This window comes from Pseudoalteromonas lipolytica (assembly GCF_900116435.1).
Taxonomy (GTDB): Bacteria; Pseudomonadota; Gammaproteobacteria; order Enterobacterales; family Alteromonadaceae; genus Pseudoalteromonas; species Pseudoalteromonas lipolytica.
Map to the genome: position 1 here is coordinate 37,880 of NZ_FPAZ01000017.1, position 16,434 is coordinate 54,313.

16 protein-coding genes are annotated in these 16,434 nt (G+C 42.1%); 4 read left to right on the plus strand and 12 right to left on the minus strand.

Going from position 1 to position 16,434, the window contains the following annotated elements:
* Position 1 precedes the first annotated feature (1 nt).
* The 5 genes from BM378_RS16400 to BM378_RS16420 form a co-directional block, all read right to left on the minus strand.
* Positions 2 to 1,453: a sensor histidine kinase gene (locus tag BM378_RS16400; RefSeq protein WP_074989632.1), complete on the minus strand. Its 1,452-nt coding sequence runs from the start codon at positions 1,451 to 1,453 to the stop codon at positions 2 to 4.
* Between the two features lie 8 nt (positions 1,454 to 1,461).
* Positions 1,462 to 2,190: a response regulator transcription factor gene (locus tag BM378_RS16405; protein ID WP_074989615.1), complete on the minus strand. Its 729-nt coding sequence runs from the start codon at positions 2,188 to 2,190 to the stop codon at positions 1,462 to 1,464.
* Positions 2,191 to 2,249: 59 nt separating this feature from the next.
* Positions 2,250 to 2,957, minus strand: coding sequence for a spondin domain-containing protein (locus BM378_RS16410; RefSeq protein WP_074989616.1), 708 nt, complete (start codon positions 2,955 to 2,957; stop codon positions 2,250 to 2,252).
* Positions 2,958 to 2,966: 9 nt separating this feature from the next.
* Positions 2,967 to 3,668, minus strand: a complete 702-nt coding sequence (locus tag BM378_RS16415) for a spondin domain-containing protein (protein WP_074989617.1) — start codon at positions 3,666 to 3,668, stop codon at positions 2,967 to 2,969.
* Between the two features lie 81 nt (positions 3,669 to 3,749).
* A complete protein-coding gene (locus BM378_RS16420) occupies positions 3,750 to 4,265 on the minus strand; it encodes a TlpA family protein disulfide reductase (protein WP_074989633.1) in 516 nt (171 codons plus the stop codon).
* Between the two features lie 147 nt (positions 4,266 to 4,412).
* Here BM378_RS16420 and BM378_RS16425 point away from each other — a divergent pair, with 147 nt between their 5' ends.
* The gene (locus BM378_RS16425; protein WP_227006858.1) at positions 4,413 to 4,631 is read left to right on the plus strand and encodes a DUF4870 domain-containing protein; all 219 of its coding nucleotides are present in this window, start codon (positions 4,413 to 4,415) and stop codon (positions 4,629 to 4,631) included.
* Positions 4,632 to 4,693: 62 nt separating this feature from the next.
* Complete coding sequence (locus BM378_RS16430; protein WP_036974386.1) at positions 4,694 to 5,128, plus strand: YqaA family protein; 435 nt, start codon at positions 4,694 to 4,696, stop codon at positions 5,126 to 5,128.
* On the opposite strand, the gene folX is transcribed toward BM378_RS16430, so the two are convergent.
* Genes folX through folM form a run of 3 tightly spaced genes read right to left on the minus strand, consistent with a single transcriptional unit; the run spans position 5,125 to position 6,779 of the window.
* Positions 5,125 to 5,484 (minus strand): dihydroneopterin triphosphate 2'-epimerase, encoded by a 360-nt coding sequence (gene folX / locus BM378_RS16435; protein WP_036974387.1) that lies wholly within the window; start codon positions 5,482 to 5,484, stop codon positions 5,125 to 5,127. The two genes, BM378_RS16430 and folX, sit on opposite strands and share 4 nt — an antisense overlap.
* Positions 5,485 to 5,486: 2 nt before the next feature.
* Positions 5,487 to 6,041: a GTP cyclohydrolase I FolE gene (folE, locus tag BM378_RS16440; protein ID WP_036974389.1), complete on the minus strand. Its 555-nt coding sequence runs from the start codon at positions 6,039 to 6,041 to the stop codon at positions 5,487 to 5,489.
* An 18-nt stretch (positions 6,042 to 6,059) separates the two neighbouring features.
* Positions 6,060 to 6,779: a dihydromonapterin reductase gene (gene folM / locus BM378_RS16445; protein WP_036974391.1), complete on the minus strand. Its 720-nt coding sequence runs from the start codon at positions 6,777 to 6,779 to the stop codon at positions 6,060 to 6,062.
* A gap of 314 nt (positions 6,780 to 7,093) precedes the next feature.
* Between folM and BM378_RS16450 the strand changes: the two genes are divergently transcribed.
* The gene (locus BM378_RS16450; RefSeq protein WP_227006857.1) at positions 7,094 to 7,888 is read left to right on the plus strand and encodes a sulfite exporter TauE/SafE family protein; all 795 of its coding nucleotides are present in this window, start codon (positions 7,094 to 7,096) and stop codon (positions 7,886 to 7,888) included.
* On the opposite strand, the gene nadE is transcribed toward BM378_RS16450, so the two are convergent.
* From nadE to BM378_RS16465, 3 genes are all read right to left on the minus strand, one after another.
* Positions 7,885 to 8,721 (minus strand): NAD(+) synthase, encoded by an 837-nt coding sequence (nadE, locus tag BM378_RS16455; RefSeq protein ID WP_074989619.1) that lies wholly within the window; start codon positions 8,719 to 8,721, stop codon positions 7,885 to 7,887. The two genes, BM378_RS16450 and nadE, sit on opposite strands and share 4 nt — an antisense overlap.
* 69 nt (positions 8,722 to 8,790) lie before the next feature.
* Entirely contained in the window at positions 8,791 to 9,417 is a 627-nt protein-coding gene (locus BM378_RS16460) for a YceH family protein (RefSeq protein ID WP_065978876.1), read from the minus strand.
* A 4-nt stretch (positions 9,418 to 9,421) separates the two neighbouring features.
* Complete coding sequence (locus tag BM378_RS16465; protein ID WP_074989620.1) at positions 9,422 to 12,796, minus strand: response regulator; 3,375 nt, start codon at positions 12,794 to 12,796, stop codon at positions 9,422 to 9,424.
* Positions 12,797 to 12,971: 175 nt separating this feature from the next.
* On the opposite strand from BM378_RS16465, the gene BM378_RS16470 reads away from it, so the two are divergent.
* The gene (locus BM378_RS16470) at positions 12,972 to 15,254 is read left to right on the plus strand and encodes a penicillin acylase family protein (RefSeq protein ID WP_074989621.1); all 2,283 of its coding nucleotides are present in this window, start codon (positions 12,972 to 12,974) and stop codon (positions 15,252 to 15,254) included.
* Here BM378_RS16470 and BM378_RS16475 read toward each other — a convergent pair.
* Positions 15,247 to 16,347 (minus strand): GGDEF domain-containing protein, encoded by a 1,101-nt coding sequence (locus BM378_RS16475; protein WP_227006856.1) that lies wholly within the window; start codon positions 16,345 to 16,347, stop codon positions 15,247 to 15,249. The two genes, BM378_RS16470 and BM378_RS16475, sit on opposite strands and share 8 nt — an antisense overlap.
* Between the last annotated feature and the right edge of the window lie 87 nt (positions 16,348 to 16,434).

The following is a 16,434-nucleotide window of genomic DNA, read 5'->3' on the forward strand; positions in this document are numbered from 1 at the left end:
CCTATTTTGATAAGTTAAAGCGAAACTGGCTGCCTTTCCCTAAGGTACTATTTACTTCGATATTACTGTTCATTAGGGTTAGTAAGTGCTTGCATATTGCTAACCCTAGCCCTGATGTTCCTCGTTTTATACTGTTTCGTGCTTGATAATGTGGCTCAAAGATCGCGTGTAACTCGTCTTCGTGTATGCCGATACCCGTGTCTGATACTGTGACGTAAAGTTGCTCACTTTGCTGTGACACGCTAATTGAGATAGTGCCCTTTTCCGGAGTATGGCGAATAGCATTTTCGAGCAGGTTGGTTAATATGCGTTCTAGTTTGGCAATATCCGTGGTCACGGTGAAGTCGCAGATTTCAGGGATAACCTGGAGAGTTATGCCGGCTTTTTGTGCAGTTAATGCTAGCTTGGCCAGGCAATCATAAATAAGCTCTCCTAGATTAAAGGTTTCTGTGTTTATTTTTACTTGGCCACTTTCTAAGTGCGCTAGTTCGAAAATTTGTTCTATTAACAGTTTTAACTGCTGGCAGTTATCCATAGCAAGGCTTAAGTAGTGCTGTTTTTCGTGTTCATTCAAATGACTTTTGGGTTTTTTTATTACTTCAATAAATCCGTGCAATGAAGCAAGCGGTGTTCTTAAATCATGCGAAAGGTGAGTGAGTAACTCGCGGCGCTGTTTATCTGCCTGTTGTAACGATTTTAATTGCTCATCAATGCGAGACAACATGCCATGAACTCCTTTGCTTAAGTTACCTATTTCATTGTTACCCGAATAGCGTGGGCTTTGTGTCATTTTTGTTAAGCTGTAATTTGCCGCTCTAATTTGGCAAATCTCGTTATTTAGCTGCGTGAGGGGTAAGGTAAAAAATCGAAAGAGAATAAGCATGATAATAAGTAACGTAATGACTGCAACTACAAACCCTATTGCACCAATCTTAAGAATGTCATTACTTTTAATATTATTAAGTAAAGTATCAAAGGTTTGACCACCAATAATCACGTACAAATAACCTTGCAATTGTTGTTGGTTATAAACCGGCGCGGCAGAGAATATTTTTTGGGTATTACTGCGAGGATCATCACCGTAAATCGGTGTTGTACTCGTTTTATTAATGAGTTCTTTGATAGGGATGAGATTTATTTTTTGTTTAATTACTTGCCCAGGTTTAGCCGAATAGGTCAGTAACTTACCGGTTGAATCAACAAAGTAGAATTCAAAAGCCGGGCCGAGGATCATCAAGGTATGAAATAAGTTCTCCAAAGCTTTATAGTCATAGACACCTTGTTTAATTAATGGATTGTCATTCACTAGGTGCTCAGCTAACTGTAAATGCAGGTTTTGTTGTGCATGATCTTGGGCGCTTTGCTCCAGCTGTTTATTCCAGTTGAATACCAGTGCACACAACAGGCTAAAAATAAATATGAACGACCATGCGAGCTTTTGATATAAGGTCATCGAGTGCATTAATTGGCACTCAACTGACGAGGGTTTAGTTTATAGCCAACACCCCAGACGGTTTCTATAAATGGTGTTTGATGGTATTGCTCAAATTTACTCCGCAGACGGTTGATATGTGAATTCACTGTATGCTCATAACCACTGTGTTGATAACCCCACACTTGGTCGAGTAATTGTTGTCGGCTAAATACGTGGTTCGGGTGCTTGGCAAAATACACCAGTAAATCAAACTCGGTGGCGGTTAAGTTAATTGCTTGGTTAGCTAAAAATGCTTGGTGGCTGGCAAATTCTATGTGCAGTTTGCCTAGTTGTATTATGGGTTGTTTCTCAGTTTGCTCGTTACTTGATTGTGCCATAAGAAGCTGTGCGCGATGGCGTAGTTGGGTTTTTATACGTGCCTGTAACTCTCTGGCGAAAAAAGGTTTGCAAATATAATCATCTGCTCCCATTTCTAACCCTATAACTCTATCCATATCGCTGCTAAGAGCGGTAAGTAAAATGACTGCGATAGTTGGGTAATGTTCCTTAACTTTTCGACATAAACTTAATCCATCCATCTGCGGCAAGTTTATATCCAGTAATACAAGCCCATAGTGATTGCTAGCAAGCTTTTTAATCGCTGATTCAGCACTGCATGCTTCATCAATGTGTAGGTTTAAGCTTTGTAACTGGGTGGCGATCAAGTGTCGTATAGTTCGGTCATCTTCAACAATTAATACTTTTTCTGTGCGCATAGTCATATCCAAATCGCTAAGGCACCTCCCTATGCCCTCAGCGTAAGTGGGTGCTATTATTATTGCGTCCGCGTTATGATTATCTGAGCAACAGGGTTATCAAATTTATGTTGGCTCGTTAGCACTGAACTTCGTAAACCATCATCTTGGCTAACAACACCAGGGTGCATTGCTACACTGTTGATATCATCTCGGCTTTCGTTAAAACCTTCTCCTGAGTCAGCAGGACCTGGGATCGTACCATGTGCTTCTGAGTTGGTCTCTGTACCAGCATCATAAGCATGACTATGGCGAGAAAGTGATTCATTAACAGCTAACGAAGACACGTCTATAGCATTAAGACCGGTAAAAGCGTCATTTGTATTCACCAACATTGTCGCTAAGCTAATCTTTAATGATTCAAGCTGCTCCGTGGTGAGTGTAAGAGTAAGTTGCTCTCCCGGAGGTAGTGGGCTTTCAGCACTCTGAGCGTGTGTTGCAAAATCAACGGTTAATAGTTGGCTGTTATCACCGCCCTCGGCCATTCTTTCTAATGCCTCTGAAGCAGAGTTTCCTATTTGCCATAGCATACCCTCTGTGTGAGCGATAAGGGCAACAGGAGAAAAAGGTTGTGCGGCGGTTAAATTGGTTATTGTCACAGTAAATTCGTAGCTTGTCGGAGTGACAACCACGGGAGGTTTTACTTCCACATCATTGTTATCTGAATCACTGCATGCTGCGAGGCTTACACCCAGCGCGAGTATAATTAAGCTTTTTGAAAAGCGCATAACGGCCTCCTACTTCACGGTTACAGTTAACATCGCAACAGGGTTAAGCCATCTGTGTACTGTATTATTAAGATCACTGATACCCGCTTCGAGGTCGTCATCACCTAAATTACCTGGATGAATGTGTACCATGGTATTGTTTTCGTTACTTGTTACACCACTTGCTCCACTACCAGCATTCCCACCAGGTGCCGCAGGAATACCTAAAACATCTAACGCACCCGCACCCTCAACAACACGTTCATCATTGGCTTCTGTACCCGCATCATAAGCATTTAAATACACGGTGTAAGTTCCTGCTTGCGATGGAATCATCCAGCTATCTAAGCCGACAAAACCATCATTGGTGGGGAGTAACATTGCAGTTAGCGATAAATAATTGTTGCCATCGCTGGTGGTTAATGTGGCCATAGTGGAACTGGTAGGCGCTAATAAGCCTTCTGCAGGATTCGCAACCATGTCACTACTTGCAGCAGTCGCTTCATTAATTAAAGGCTCTAAATTTCCGCCTTCAGCCATTGTTTGTAATGCCGTTGAGGCAGGCATTGCTACGTTAAATAACTTATGTTCACTGTTGTGGGCTGCAATGAGCACTGGGGTAAAATGTAACCCTTGGGTGAGGTTGGTCAGTTTAATGTCCAGTTCAGCCGCTTGGCCTAAAAAACTAGTCAAAGCGCTGGCTGCTAACATTGATAAAGGTAAAGCTTTCATTGTTCTTTCCTGTTTTTGATGATTTAAAAACAGTATCAAAGCGCAATATCAAGAAAGCCTCACGAAGTTATCACTTTTTTATCACAGCAAATTAAGTAGCCGTTCAAGGGCGTATACATCTTCGCCATTTTCTTCTTGAATCAGTCGGTTATCTTCATCGAGTAGCAATAGGCGAGGAATCCCTTTGTTTGCATAGGTATTATAAATTGTGCGACTTTCATCACTTATAAGCGGATAGTTAAGATGGTAGTCACGTTTAAACTGTGCCAACGACGCGGAATTTTCTTCACGGCCAATCGCAATAATTTGCAGTTCAGAATTATTGACCCATGGACTTGCTTGTAATTGCTCAATAGTACGCTGAGAATCAGCGCACCAGGTGGCAAATAAAATAATTAGTTTTTTCTTATTCTTAAGTTGTACGATATAGTTTTCAATATCAGTAAATTGGCTATGTTTAAATGATTCGCCTGGTTTAATAAACGTGACGTAATCGTTTTGAGGTAACGCTGGGGCCGTAGCTTGCTTTGCTCCGTTTGAAGAACAAGCGGTTGCTAGAAAACTACAAAGTATCAGTGTTATGCGTGTTTTTTTCATTTGCATCGTGAGCGTTTAATTTTTAATCTGCCCTCATAATATAGGCAAATGAAAAACGAAAACAATACAACAAGGAGATAAAATGGAAGATAATCAAAAAGTTGAATTAGTAGAGTGTAATAAAGAGCAACGCACTTGGGCGATGTTATGCCATTAGTCGCCGAGCATGGCCGTAAATCACTTAATTTTCAATTAACCATGATGATAGCCTACATCGTGAGTTTTTTACTTATATTTGTAGTGATTGGCGTGATTTTACTGCCTGTGATTGCGGTGTTTGCTTTTATCATGGTGGTGGTCAGTGCTATTAAGGCCAATGATGGTAAAGACGTTAACTACCCGTTGAGTATTGAATTTATAAAATAATGGGATTGCAATATACTGTTAAAGCTCAGTAACCGTGCTGAGCTTGTCTTTTTTGGTGTGCAATGGCCTATTTATCACTTTTTTTTACTGCTTTTATTTCAGCCACCTTATTACCGAGTTCCTCAGAATTAGTCATGACCGCGATGGTAGCCAAAGGCAACTACGTTTTATGGTTACTGTGGCTTAGTGCCACCTTAGGCAATGTGTTAGGGAGCTGTGTAAACTATTGGTTAGGAACACAAGTTTTACGTTTTAAAAACCGTAAATGGTTTCCGGTGTCTGAAAAATCAATTAAAAAAGCAGAAACGCAATTTAACAAGTACGGCATATACAGTTTGTTGTTTGCATGGCTGCCTGTTGTGGGCGACCCTCTGACAGTGGTTGGGGGAATATTTAGAGTTAAATTTTCTGTGTTTTTGATATTAGTTGCCCTTGGCAAAGGCGCACGTTATTTAGCCGTGCTTGCCTTTGCGGTTGGGCTAGAAGGGTTGCTTTAGTCTTTTTGCCAGTCAAGTGTGAGTGACACAGAGTCAGCAAAACGAAGAGCATGAGGTTTATCAACGCGCACTTTAGCGTAATGAACGCTCTGATGCTCATGGCAAATTGCCAGTATCTCTGCAACGAGTTTTTCTAAGAGTAAAAAATGCCCTTGCTCCACAAGACTGATCACCTCTTTAGTGATGGTTTTATAGTTGAGCGCTTTATCAACGGCATCTGTTTCACATGCTTGGTCAGCCGGGTAGTGAATTTCTAAGTTGATCACCACATCCTGCTTTTTTTCCCGCTCGTCTGGGTTAAAACCAATAAAGGTTCTCAGTCTTAAATTCGTTACATTAATAATTGCATTGGCCATAATTACCCTCTAACTAGTTGTAAAAACTCGTTACGGGTTTTTGGATCAGCCCTAAAGTTGCCAAGCATCACTGAGGTGCGCATGCTTGAGTTTTGCTTTTCAACGCCACGCATCATCATGCACATGTGTTTCGCTTCAACAATCACCCCCACGCCTTTTGCTCCAGTGACTTCTTCAACTGCTTTCGCTATTTGATGAGTAAGTTGCTCTTGGATTTGAAAGCGACGCGCAAACATATCAACAATACGTGCAAACTTTGATAAACCAAGTACTTTACCATTTGGAATATAAGCAATGTGGCAACGACCAACAAAGGGTAGCAAGTGATGCTCACACATTGAGTAAAGTTCAATATCTTGAATTAATACCATGTCATCAGCATCTGAGGTAAACACCGCGTTGTTGGTAATTTCATCTAACGTTTGACGATAGCCTTTTGTTAAATATTCCATCGCCTTTGCGGCACGCTTAGGTGTATCTAGTAAGCCTTCGCGTTGAGGGTCTTCGCCTACAGCGCTAATAATGCCTTGGTAACTCTTTTTTAAATCATCGTGCATAGGTTTCTCAATAATTCGTTATTTTAAATGTCTGCCACCATCAACGGGCATCGAACGGCCTGTGATGTAATGACTGTTAAGTAGTAGCTCTACACTGTTAATAATTTCGGCGCAGCCGGGCTCAATACCCATCAACGATTTTTTCAATGTTTTGGCTTTGTATTCGTCGCTATCGTGTTCATTAAAAATGATGAGTGAAGGGGCGATAGCATTGACCTTGATTGCTGGGGCAAATTTTGCAGCAAATGACTTTGTTAGGTTATCAAGCGCGGCTTTACTCGCAGAATAAGCAAGGTGTTTAGGACTGCCTTTTTCAACTACGTAATCAGTAAGATGAATAATATCGGCAGGGTGTCCTGTGTTTTTTTGATAATTAAGTAATAAGTCTGCCGAAGCGAGATTTATTAAATAGGGGGCTTTCGCGTGAATGCGCATCATGTTGTCGAACAGGGCAGCATAATCGTGATTATTTGCTTCGCAGTCCCAGCTTGAAGCATTGTGAATAATTGCTTTAAGCTGGTTTGTGTGACTTTTTAATTGTTCAATAAAGTGCGCAATTGCTTCGTCGTTATTAAAATCTGCATGAATGCAGGTTGCCCCTTTTCCAGCAAGTGTATCAATCGCTTCATGACGTGTGCGATAAGTGACAATGATTGCTTGCCCTTGTGCTAAAAAGTGCTCTGCTAAAGCAAGTCCTATACGTTGACCTGCACCAGTAATTAAAATGGGCGATGACATAAATTAATATAAATCCTTAGACTTTTTAATGCGATAAGGTATGCATTAAGAGTACGTTACTGTAACAACTATAAACCAAATTACAGAACTATTTCATCTTTACTGCAATCATGTAAGCAAACTTTTACGTATCTAATCTCTATATAGATCATTTGCTGAACTTCAAGAGTCAGGCATAATAATCGCACTCGAGGTTCTTCTAGCTGCTTATGTTTGCTTTTTTAAGGTCATGGCATTGGTTACGGTTTATGCCATGGCTGTTCATTATCAGTGTGTACTGTTCCTTATTATTTTCTCAAGGAGCCACCGGGCTAATGGGTCACTTTATGGCGCAAGTGAGTATTGCCGCCACGATGGCTCTCGGATCCTTTGTTGCCGGAGGTACTGCATTAGGGGGCGGGGCGGTGGCGTTTCCTGTGATGACCAAAGTATTAGCAATAGAGCCTGCAACAGCTAAAGTTTTCTCTCTAGCGATTCAAAGTTTTGGTATGACAGCCGCGGCTTTAACAATTATTTTTGGTCGTATTGCCTATTACAAGCACGTGGTGTTGATTGCTGCGCCTTTGGCAATTGTGGGCGCTATTTTTAGCTTACTGTTTATTGCAGATTACGTGCCTCGCTTAGTCGTGAAAGGGGTATTTAGTTCACTACTGTTGTGTTTTGCGCTCACATTAGCGTGGCGTATTTACCGACGAGCCCAGCATATTTGCAGTCAAACTGATATTACCGTGAATAAAGCGCGAGTGGCGCTGGTGGCTGTTATTGGTGGCATTGCATCGGGGTTAGTTGGTTCAGGGGCTGATATTGCCATATTTGCACTGCTCGTCATTGCATACAATGCGAATATTCAACGTGCGACAGCAACCACGGTGATTATAATGGCGTTGACTTCGGTGGTGGCCAGTTGTGTAAACTATTTCTTTCTTAACGTAGTTACTGCGCAGATTGAAGCGTATTTATTAGCCGCGATCCCTGTGGTTGTGCTTGGTGCGCCATTGGGGGCGTATGTGTGTGCGCGGGTCAAAAGCGGGCAATTAATAGGCTTTTTATTGCTGTTAATTGCCCTTGAAGTGTCATTTACGGTTTATGAGCTGTTAAATGCAGTTTAAAGCGCGTCGTAAACAGTGGGGATAGCTTGGCGTTTGTGCTGTGTACGCAGGTAAATCGCCGTTAGTTTTTGCTCTACTTCACTGCTCACATCTCTCCCTTCTAAAAAGTCATCAATTTGCTCATACGTTAAGCCGAGCGCCTCTTCGTCGGTTAAACCTGGGCGGTCACATTCTAGGTCGGCTGTTGGTGCTTTGTGCACGAGCAGTGCTGGGGCACCTAAGTGCTCGGCAAGCGCTCTAACTTGACGTTTCGACAGACCAAACAATGGCGCAAGGTCGCATGCACCATCACCAAATTTAGTGTAAAACCCTGTGATATTTTCAGCACTGTGATCTGTGCCTACAACGAGGCCTTGGCAAAAACCAGCAATTTCGTATTGCGCGACCATACGTTGGCGAGCTTTAACGTTACCTTTAATGAAATCGATTTTTGCTTGTTCAGGCAATTCACCCCCAGCGCCGATGACAGCCGCCATAGCTTGCTCATGCATGCCATCCACAGCGGCTTTAATATTAACGGTCATGCGCTTGCTGGGTTGAATAAAGTCAACGGCCATTTGCGCTTCGTCTTCATCGGCTTGAATACCGTACGGTAAGCGCACAGCAATAAATTGATACTCGTTGGTGTTATGCTCTTGGTTCAATTCATTCACGGCTAATTGACATAAACGGCCACAGGTTGAAGAGTCCACACCGCCACTAATACCTAATACTAGCGAGCGCGAGTGCGCAGCAAGCAGTCGGCTTTTAAGAAAGTTGACGCGTCGAGTGATCTCCGCTTTTACGTCAATCGTGGGTTGGACTTTCATTTCTGCCAGAATATCGGCACGCATGGTAGAGCTCCTATTTATGTTATTTTTGGCGTTGAATCTAGGGGTATTATGTTACGGGTCTGCTTTTTATTAAAGCCCTAAATGTGCTTTTATAGTGTCTATATGTCGCTTAAGTTCGTCGATCTCAGCCCGTAATTGCTCAACTTCATCGACACGATCGTGTTCAGGCTCTGCTGAATGCGTTATTTCATGTACACTTTGTGGATCAACAAATAGATGTTGATAACGGCTTTCGCGTTTACCGGGCTCACGCGCTAAGCGAGTAACATACTCTTGCTCAATTAGAGAGTTTAAAGCGCTTTCGACCTCATTGACGCTTGCAAACTCAGCAAGGCGATTACTGCGCGTTCTTAATTCGCCCGGCGTCTGTGCGCCGCGTAGTAATAACAAGCAAATAATGGCGCGTTGCTGCTCGGTAAATTGCAAGCTGCCGAATTCAGTATTACAAAAACGGTGCGCGTACTTATTCACGCGACCCGACAGCCCCTCATCAACAGTGACAAGGCGTAATGCAATTAACTCATCAAGCGTGTCTTGCACATCGGCTTCAGTAAGAGAGAGCACAGGCTCCCGATTTGATTTTTGATTACAGGCATTGGTTAATGAATTTAAAGACAGTGGATAATGTTCGGGTGTTGTACTTTGTTTTTCGAGTAAACAGCCAATAACGCGTTGTTGATTAGGAGATAATTGCATTGTTTTACTCTCTTTCTTGGTGGGTGTCTAACCACACGGATAGTTTTTTATTAAGTGAATCAAAGTTTAGCGGCTTGGTTAAATAATCATTCATACCGGCGTTTAAACAGCGCTCTTTATCGCCTTGCATCGCATTAGCTGTAAGCGCAACAATACTAACTTCGCGATGTGCTGTGCCTGCATCGCCGTTACGAATTGCCCGTGTCGCTTGGTAACCGTCCATTTCAGGCATTTGACAATCCATTAAAATTAATTCGTAGGGCATATGTTCTCGGTTTGCGATTTTTGCAATTGCCTCAAGGCCATTTTCGGCAATGTCAAAGCTAATACCGGCTTGTTTTAGCAGCGCGCCTGCAACCATCTGATTTACTTTATTATCTTCAACTAACAGTATTTGCGATGCCGAATTTACAGTGTACGTTGCTACTTTTTTTACTAAGGTTTCTTTATTGATTTGTTGCTGCTCGATATATTTATCGTTAGCAAGAGAGTTAAACAAATCAGAGGGCGTTAATGGCTTAAAGATAATACTCTCAACTTTCAGTGTTTGTCTTGTTTGTTTTTCTGTCAGACTCATCGGGGCCATTAAAATGCGTTTACAGCGGGTTGCATTAAAATGTGTTTTAAAGGCCTGTTTTTCGGCTGCACTTGCTTGCATATACAGTTGATAATCAACAAAAATGGCGTCGCAACGTTGACCATTTTGTTGTTTGGCACGATTTAATAAACTGGCCATGTCGTTTATTTCTTCGACTTCTGCGCCCCATAATTGCAGCTGCTTTTTGGCAATATTACTGCTTAGAGTACAGCTGTCGGCAATTAATATCTGTTTTTTATCAATGATATGGCTAGGCTCGAGGGACTGTTTTTTATAATCTAATTTTACCTTAATGGAAAAGTTAAAGGTGCTGCCTTCGCCATAAGAACTAACCACATTGACATCACCCTGCATCAACTTACACAGCTGCTTTACAATAGCAAGACCCAAGCCCGTGCCACCGTATCGGCGCGTGGTTGAAGCATCGGCTTGGGTAAATGAATCAAATAATGTGGCTTGTTTTTCAGGTTTAATACCAACCCCAGAATCAACGACAGAGCAATCTAAATACATCGCATCGTCAATCTGTTTGACCGTCGCAATGACGATTATTTCGCCATCTTTTGTAAATTTAATCGCATTTCCGAGTAGGTTATTAATAATTTGTCGAATACGATTAGGATCGCTAACAATAAATTCATGAGTAATTTGGGTGGCATCAAGCACAAGCTTGGTATTGTTTTGCTCTGCTTTAATCGCAAATGACTCAACGGTGTCACCCAGTAGTTTTGATACATTAAAGCTAATATTTTCAATATCTAATTTGCCTGCTTCAATTTTCGAGAAATCTAAAATATCGTTGATAATATGCAATAACGACTCAGCAGATGATTGTGCTAATTGAATATGATGATTTTGTTGGCTATCTAACTTGGTTTGCTTGATGATATTAAGCATCCCAATTACGCCATTCATGGGCGTGCGTATCTCATGACTCATACTGGCTAAAAACTCACTTTTAGCTTTAACAGCCTGCTCTGCGGCTTCTTTCGCTTGCACCAGTTGTTGCTCGGTTTCTATACGACGTTGGCTGGCATGTAGGCTACCAATCAGAGCAGCCACGGCAATTAAAAAGCTTTCTTCGTTTTTACTCCATTGCTGGCGACTATGGCACTTTTCAGCACATACCACCCCCATAGTTTTACTGCCTGTAGGAATAATCACCGTAAGCAGAGAGCGAATATCAAACTTATCAAGGTAATCCGTGTATAAGTCTTTAGTAAAGGGATGTTGTTGAGCATCGCTGGCGTTAATAACGGCATTATTGTTAATGGCATCAAAATAGTTTTGCACCTCAATCTGCTGCAAACAGATGGGGTCACTAAATTGTGGGTTGCTCTGATCATGAATAGCAAAAGTGTTGAGTGACTGCCTATCGTCGCTAAACAACCAAATGCTTGCACGGTCGACATTGAGCGCATGGCAAATTGCTTGCACAATTACATGCTTAGACAGGTTTAAGTTGCCAGTCAGGACTGCATCATTCACGGTTAAAGATGCTAAAATTTCGTTGTGTAGTGCTATTTTCTGGTTTTCAAGTTCAATTAGTTTGCGCGCATCTATATCTTGAATTGAGCCAAATAGCTTGATGCATCGACCATTCTTATGCTCAGCCTCACAGTGGACTAAAACCCAAACCGCATCACCTTTTGCATTAATAATTTGAATTTGTGTTTCAAAACTCTTGCCATGTTTAAGCGCCTGCTCGTAAAGGTGGCGAATTTTGTCGCGGCTAAAGCCCGCTTTAAAGCCGTTAAAATTGGTAGGCCATTCAGGTTGTTTATTTATCGGATAGTTAAATATTTGCTTGGTCATATCTGACCAATACATGCTTTTGGTTTCAAGATTAAAAGACCACGCGCCGATTTTGGCAAGACTGCTCATGGTTTCAAGCATTCGTTCGCTTTTGTATTGTCGTTCTAGCATTTTTAAGAAAAATAGCGATGCGCTAGCAAATAACGCACAAACCAAAATTATGGCTATCCTAAGTGGCCATATTGTTGAACTAGGAGGGCTCCAACCGGCTTTTGGCGCCGCATACATGCGCCATTCACCACCCGGAAATGTAATACTGAAACTGAGTGGCGTGTTTTCTAAAATATGCTTTTGACCATAAAAGAATTCACCGTGTTGGCCTTTGCCGTTTCGCCCTTGTAGTGCTACGTCGTAATGATTACCTAATGAGACCAAGCCAGAGTTGGTGTAGATCTTATTAATATCAAGCACCACCGAGAGTAAGCCCCAAAATTTATGGTCAGGTGGCATAAAAACAGGCATTCGGGCGACTAATGCGTGGCCACCTTGCACCAATTCTAATGGGCCCGCCATGACAATGGTATTCTCGTCACGTGCTTTAATGGCATCATCGCGCTGTGCTGCATTCTCTAAAAAGTTAAGGCCAATCGACTTTTCGTTACCTTCTAATGGGTAGGCCATACGAATAACCATATCGGGCGCGCCACCAATATTTCTAAGCTCTGAAGAGGTCTCAAATAGAGGGGCTGCAATTTGTGCAAAGCGTGTTTGATCAAGGTTGGGCTCGGCAGCAACCGCGACCGCAAGGCCACGAACAAGCTGGATATTTGAAATGAGGATTGATTCAAGTTCAGCACGGTAGGCGCTTAATTTAGCCAGTTCTTGAGAGCGAAAGGCGTCTTTTCCGCGGTTGTAATTAATGTGATCTAATACAAAACCAATGAATACAATTAGCGCGAGCGAAAACCAGAAAGCGAGCCTGAGTTTTCTTAGCTTTTTATTGTCGTTTTCAGTCGCTAGCGGCATAAGTCTTATTGCGTATTATACTATCTTCCTACTATAGACAATTTCTGTCGTAATTAACAATGGACAATTGAGCTGTCCACGTTAAATTTAATTATTTGTATCGTAACACTATTTTTTCACAAAGCACGGGTTACTATACCCATGTATTTGTTACTTTCGCGCAAGGAATTTGGGCATGTTTAAGATAATCAAATGGTTACTAATAAGCTTACTTATAGTGGGGCTACTCGCTACGGGGATCACTTATGGTGTGTTGAATTTAAGTTTACCTGCTTTAGATGGTCGGGGAACCAGCTCGGCAATTACCCACTCAGTAAAAATTGAGCGCGATAAGCTGGGGCAAGCCGTAATTCATGCTCAAAACCGTTTAGATGCTGCTTATGCACTTGGCTTTGCGCATGGGCAAGATCGCTTTTTTCAAATGGATTTATTGCGTCGAAATGCTGCGGGTGAACTCAGTGAGCTATTTGGAAAAGCAGCTCTAGGCCTTGATAAAAAAATGCGCTTTCATCAATTGCGACAACGCAGCCAAATTATGCTCGCACAGTTACCGGATAAAGATCAGGCTTTATTAAAAGCCTATACAGCGGGAGTCAATGAAGGGCATGCACAAGTTGGTTTCGACAGTTTTGAGTATATTTTAACGGGCGCAGAGGCCAAGCCTTGGCAAAGTGAAGACAGTTTACTGATTATTTTTAGTATGTACTTAGATTTGCAAACGGCAACCTTTGAGCGTGATAAAACACTGATTGAAATTGAACAACGGTACGGTAATGCAATGGTTGAATTTATAACTCAACCGAGTCCCTATCAAGCCGCGCTAGATAATAGTAAATTAGTCCCATATTCAGGCAAGATTCCCGCATTAAATGAGCCGCTGTGGGCGATGACTCACATTGATGAAAACCAAGAAGTAGGCAGCAATAACTGGGCAGTAACAGGCGATTTAACCGCCACAGGGTCGGCCATGTTATCGGATGATATGCATTTGTCGTTTGCTGTGCCAATCATTTGGTATCGCGCGCAATTGAATTTCCCATTAAAGGGAGAAATGCAGCAAATTACAGGGGTGTCATTACCGGGAGCGCCCGCTATTGTTGTGGGCACTAATAATAAAATCGCTTGGGGGTTTACCAATGGGTACCTCGACACTGCTGACTGGATTGCACTGGATGGAAAAGAAAAAACATGGCAAATCGACGAACCCATACTCTTAAATGATGGCAGCACTGAGCATTATGCATTAACGATGAGTGAATATGGCCCTGTGACAGAGATTAACGGTAAGCCATACGCCTTAAGCTGGGTTGCCCATCATGATTATGCTGTAAACATGGCGCTTTTAAAGCTTGAGCAAGCGCGCAATGTCGATGACGCTTTATCGCTTGCAGATTATGTTGGTATTCCGGTGCAAAACCTCATGGTGGTTGATGATAAGGGCAGTGCGGCATGGAAAAATATGGGGGCTATTCCAGCACGTAAAGTGCCTCATCAGCTTGCGGTATCGGAGCAAGATTACTCACCCAAATGGCATGATAATGAAACTGATCGCCCCTTTGTTAAAAACCCTGAGAGTGGTCGCCTTTGGACGGGTAATTCACGTGTTGTTTCTGCAGCAGACCATGCGCGTTTTGGTAATGGAGCGTATGCGATGGGGGCTCGTTCAGCGCAAATTCGCGATCGCTTATTTGAAAAACAACAGTTTAACGAACAAGACTTTTATGACTTACAACACGATAATGAAGCGCGCTTTTTAAAAGATTGGCATAATTTACTTGTTAATCAATTAACTGCTGCCGGTGATAAATATACTGTTTACTTAACAGCGCTTAACAACTGGCAAGCCTGTGCTTGTAGCGATTCAATAGGCTATACCTTAGTGAAACGTTATCGAGACGAAGTTATTAATAGCCTATTTAGTCCTCTTGAAAACACACTTAAGTTAGACGGCGGTAGCTTGAAATATGTAAAGCGTGATTTAGAGCCTGCGCTTTGGCAACTGATTGAGGAAAAACCGGCACACTGGTTAAATCCAAAGTACAGCGATTGGCAGCAGCAAATGTTGGCAGCATTCGATCACACCGTCGCTAAATTAACGAAGCAGTATGGCAATAATTTACATAGTTGGGAGTGGGGAAAAGTGAATCAATTGGTGATTGAACACCCATTCGCTAAGCAGATCCCAGTGCTTAAAAAGCTGTTGAATATGCCAACGGCTCCGGGGTTTGGCGATACTTTTATGCCCGCAGTACAAGGTCGAAGTTTTGGCGCATCACAACGCTTTATCGTACAGCCAGGTTATCTAGAAAATGCGATTATGGCGATTCCTGGAGGTCAGTCAGGTCATCCTTTATCGGAGTTTTACCGTGCAGGGTTTAATGATTATGTGTCTAGCGAGTTGACGCCACTGTTGCCGCAAAATATCGTACACAGTATTACGATTAACGCGGTTAACTAACGGCGTCAATGTTATTAAATACGCTACTTTGTCCGGTCGCGATGGTGGTTTTATTTCGCCCTGAGTGCTTGCTTTTATACAATGCGGCATCTGCTTGTTGCAGCATGCACTCAAGCGACGCTAACGGTTGCCATTCAATAAGGCCAAAACTCATCGTGACGGTTAATTCAGGAAAGTCTTGATGCGGTTCAATGGCTGCAATTTGCTGGCGTAATGCTTCGACTTTGGCAAAGGCTTGTTGTTGATTGGTGTGCCCTAGTAGTAACAAAAACTCTTCTCCTCCCCAGCGTACCGCAATATCATTTTCAGTTAAAAAAGCACGAATAGCGGCAGAAATATTCAACAATATGGTGTCGCCTTTATCATGGCCGTAGCTGTCATTTATATTTTTAAAGTGATCAATATCAGCCATAACTAAGCTGAGGTTATCAGCGTTCTCAATGTTTTTTTTATGGGCTGCTAGGATGAGTTTTTTTGCAAAACGACGGTTATACAATTTTGTAAGTGGGTCACGAGAGGCCATTTCTGTCAGCTCTATTCGCTGTGATATCGTTATTTCTCTAATCAAGCCAATGCCATATACCATGGGTAATCCAGCTATAATGATGTTGATCACATTGATATGAGGAATGAGTTCAGGGTAGGAAAAGGTATAGGTTACTTCGGCAAAAAAGACGTATAACAAAGCAAAGGTGATGATCATTAAAAAGCTATAAATAGCAGCGCGTTTTAACGGCAATTGATAGTCGATCATTAAAATACAAGAAATTGTCCATAAATAAAATTGAAACCCTGCGCTGAGTCCCAGTGTTGCACATACCACCACTGCATGAATGAGCACTTCGAGGCAAAATACTCTCAGCGCTAATGAGGTTAATCCTTGGTTTATAAGAAAGATGCCACCGCCCCAAGCAAAAACACTTAATACGTTTACTATGGCAAGCGTATTGGCTCCAATGTGGGCAAAGGCTGGTATTAATAAGGCATGAACTGCTAAGGCAAAATAAGCAATTCTAGAAATGATGAGAAACTTTACATGTTCAATTTCTTCTAATCCAGACTGCGTAGGTTGTTTAAGTAGATGTTTTATCAAACCAACCTCATAGATACAGACAGGGAGAATGTAAGTATAGATGATAATTTCAGCAGTGATCAGCTATTCTAGGTTATTCACATAGAT

Excerpts from the sequence above, each read along its gene's own strand:
- BM378_RS16400 (WP_074989632.1), bottom strand. The coding sequence starts at position 1,453 with ATGACCTTATATCAAAAGCTCGCATGGTCGTTCATATTTATTTTTAGC.
- BM378_RS16405 (WP_074989615.1), bottom strand. The coding sequence starts at position 2,190 with ATGCGCACAGAAAAAGTATTAATTGTTGAAGATGACCGAACTATACGA.
- BM378_RS16410 (WP_074989616.1), bottom strand. The coding sequence starts at position 2,957 with ATGCGCTTTTCAAAAAGCTTAATTATACTCGCGCTGGGTGTAAGCCTC.
- BM378_RS16415 (WP_074989617.1), bottom strand. The coding sequence starts at position 3,668 with ATGAAAGCTTTACCTTTATCAATGTTAGCAGCCAGCGCTTTGACTAGT.
- BM378_RS16420 (WP_074989633.1), bottom strand. The coding sequence starts at position 4,265 with ATGAAAAAAACACGCATAACACTGATACTTTGTAGTTTTCTAGCAACC.
- BM378_RS16425 (WP_227006858.1), top strand. The coding sequence starts at position 4,413 with ATGCCATTAGTCGCCGAGCATGGCCGTAAATCACTTAATTTTCAATTA.
- BM378_RS16430 (WP_036974386.1), top strand. The coding sequence starts at position 4,694 with ATGGCCTATTTATCACTTTTTTTTACTGCTTTTATTTCAGCCACCTTA.
- folX (WP_036974387.1), bottom strand. The coding sequence starts at position 5,484 with ATGGCCAATGCAATTATTAATGTAACGAATTTAAGACTGAGAACCTTT.
- folE (WP_036974389.1), bottom strand. The coding sequence starts at position 6,041 with ATGCACGATGATTTAAAAAAGAGTTACCAAGGCATTATTAGCGCTGTA.
- folM (WP_036974391.1), bottom strand. The coding sequence starts at position 6,779 with ATGTCATCGCCCATTTTAATTACTGGTGCAGGTCAACGTATAGGACTT.
- BM378_RS16450 (WP_227006857.1), top strand. The coding sequence starts at position 7,094 with ATGGGTCACTTTATGGCGCAAGTGAGTATTGCCGCCACGATGGCTCTC.
- nadE (WP_074989619.1), bottom strand. The coding sequence starts at position 8,721 with ATGCGTGCCGATATTCTGGCAGAAATGAAAGTCCAACCCACGATTGAC.
- BM378_RS16460 (WP_065978876.1), bottom strand. The coding sequence starts at position 9,417 with ATGCAATTATCTCCTAATCAACAACGCGTTATTGGCTGTTTACTCGAA.
- BM378_RS16465 (WP_074989620.1), bottom strand. The coding sequence starts at position 12,796 with ATGCCGCTAGCGACTGAAAACGACAATAAAAAGCTAAGAAAACTCAGG.
- BM378_RS16470 (WP_074989621.1), top strand. The coding sequence starts at position 12,972 with ATGTTTAAGATAATCAAATGGTTACTAATAAGCTTACTTATAGTGGGG.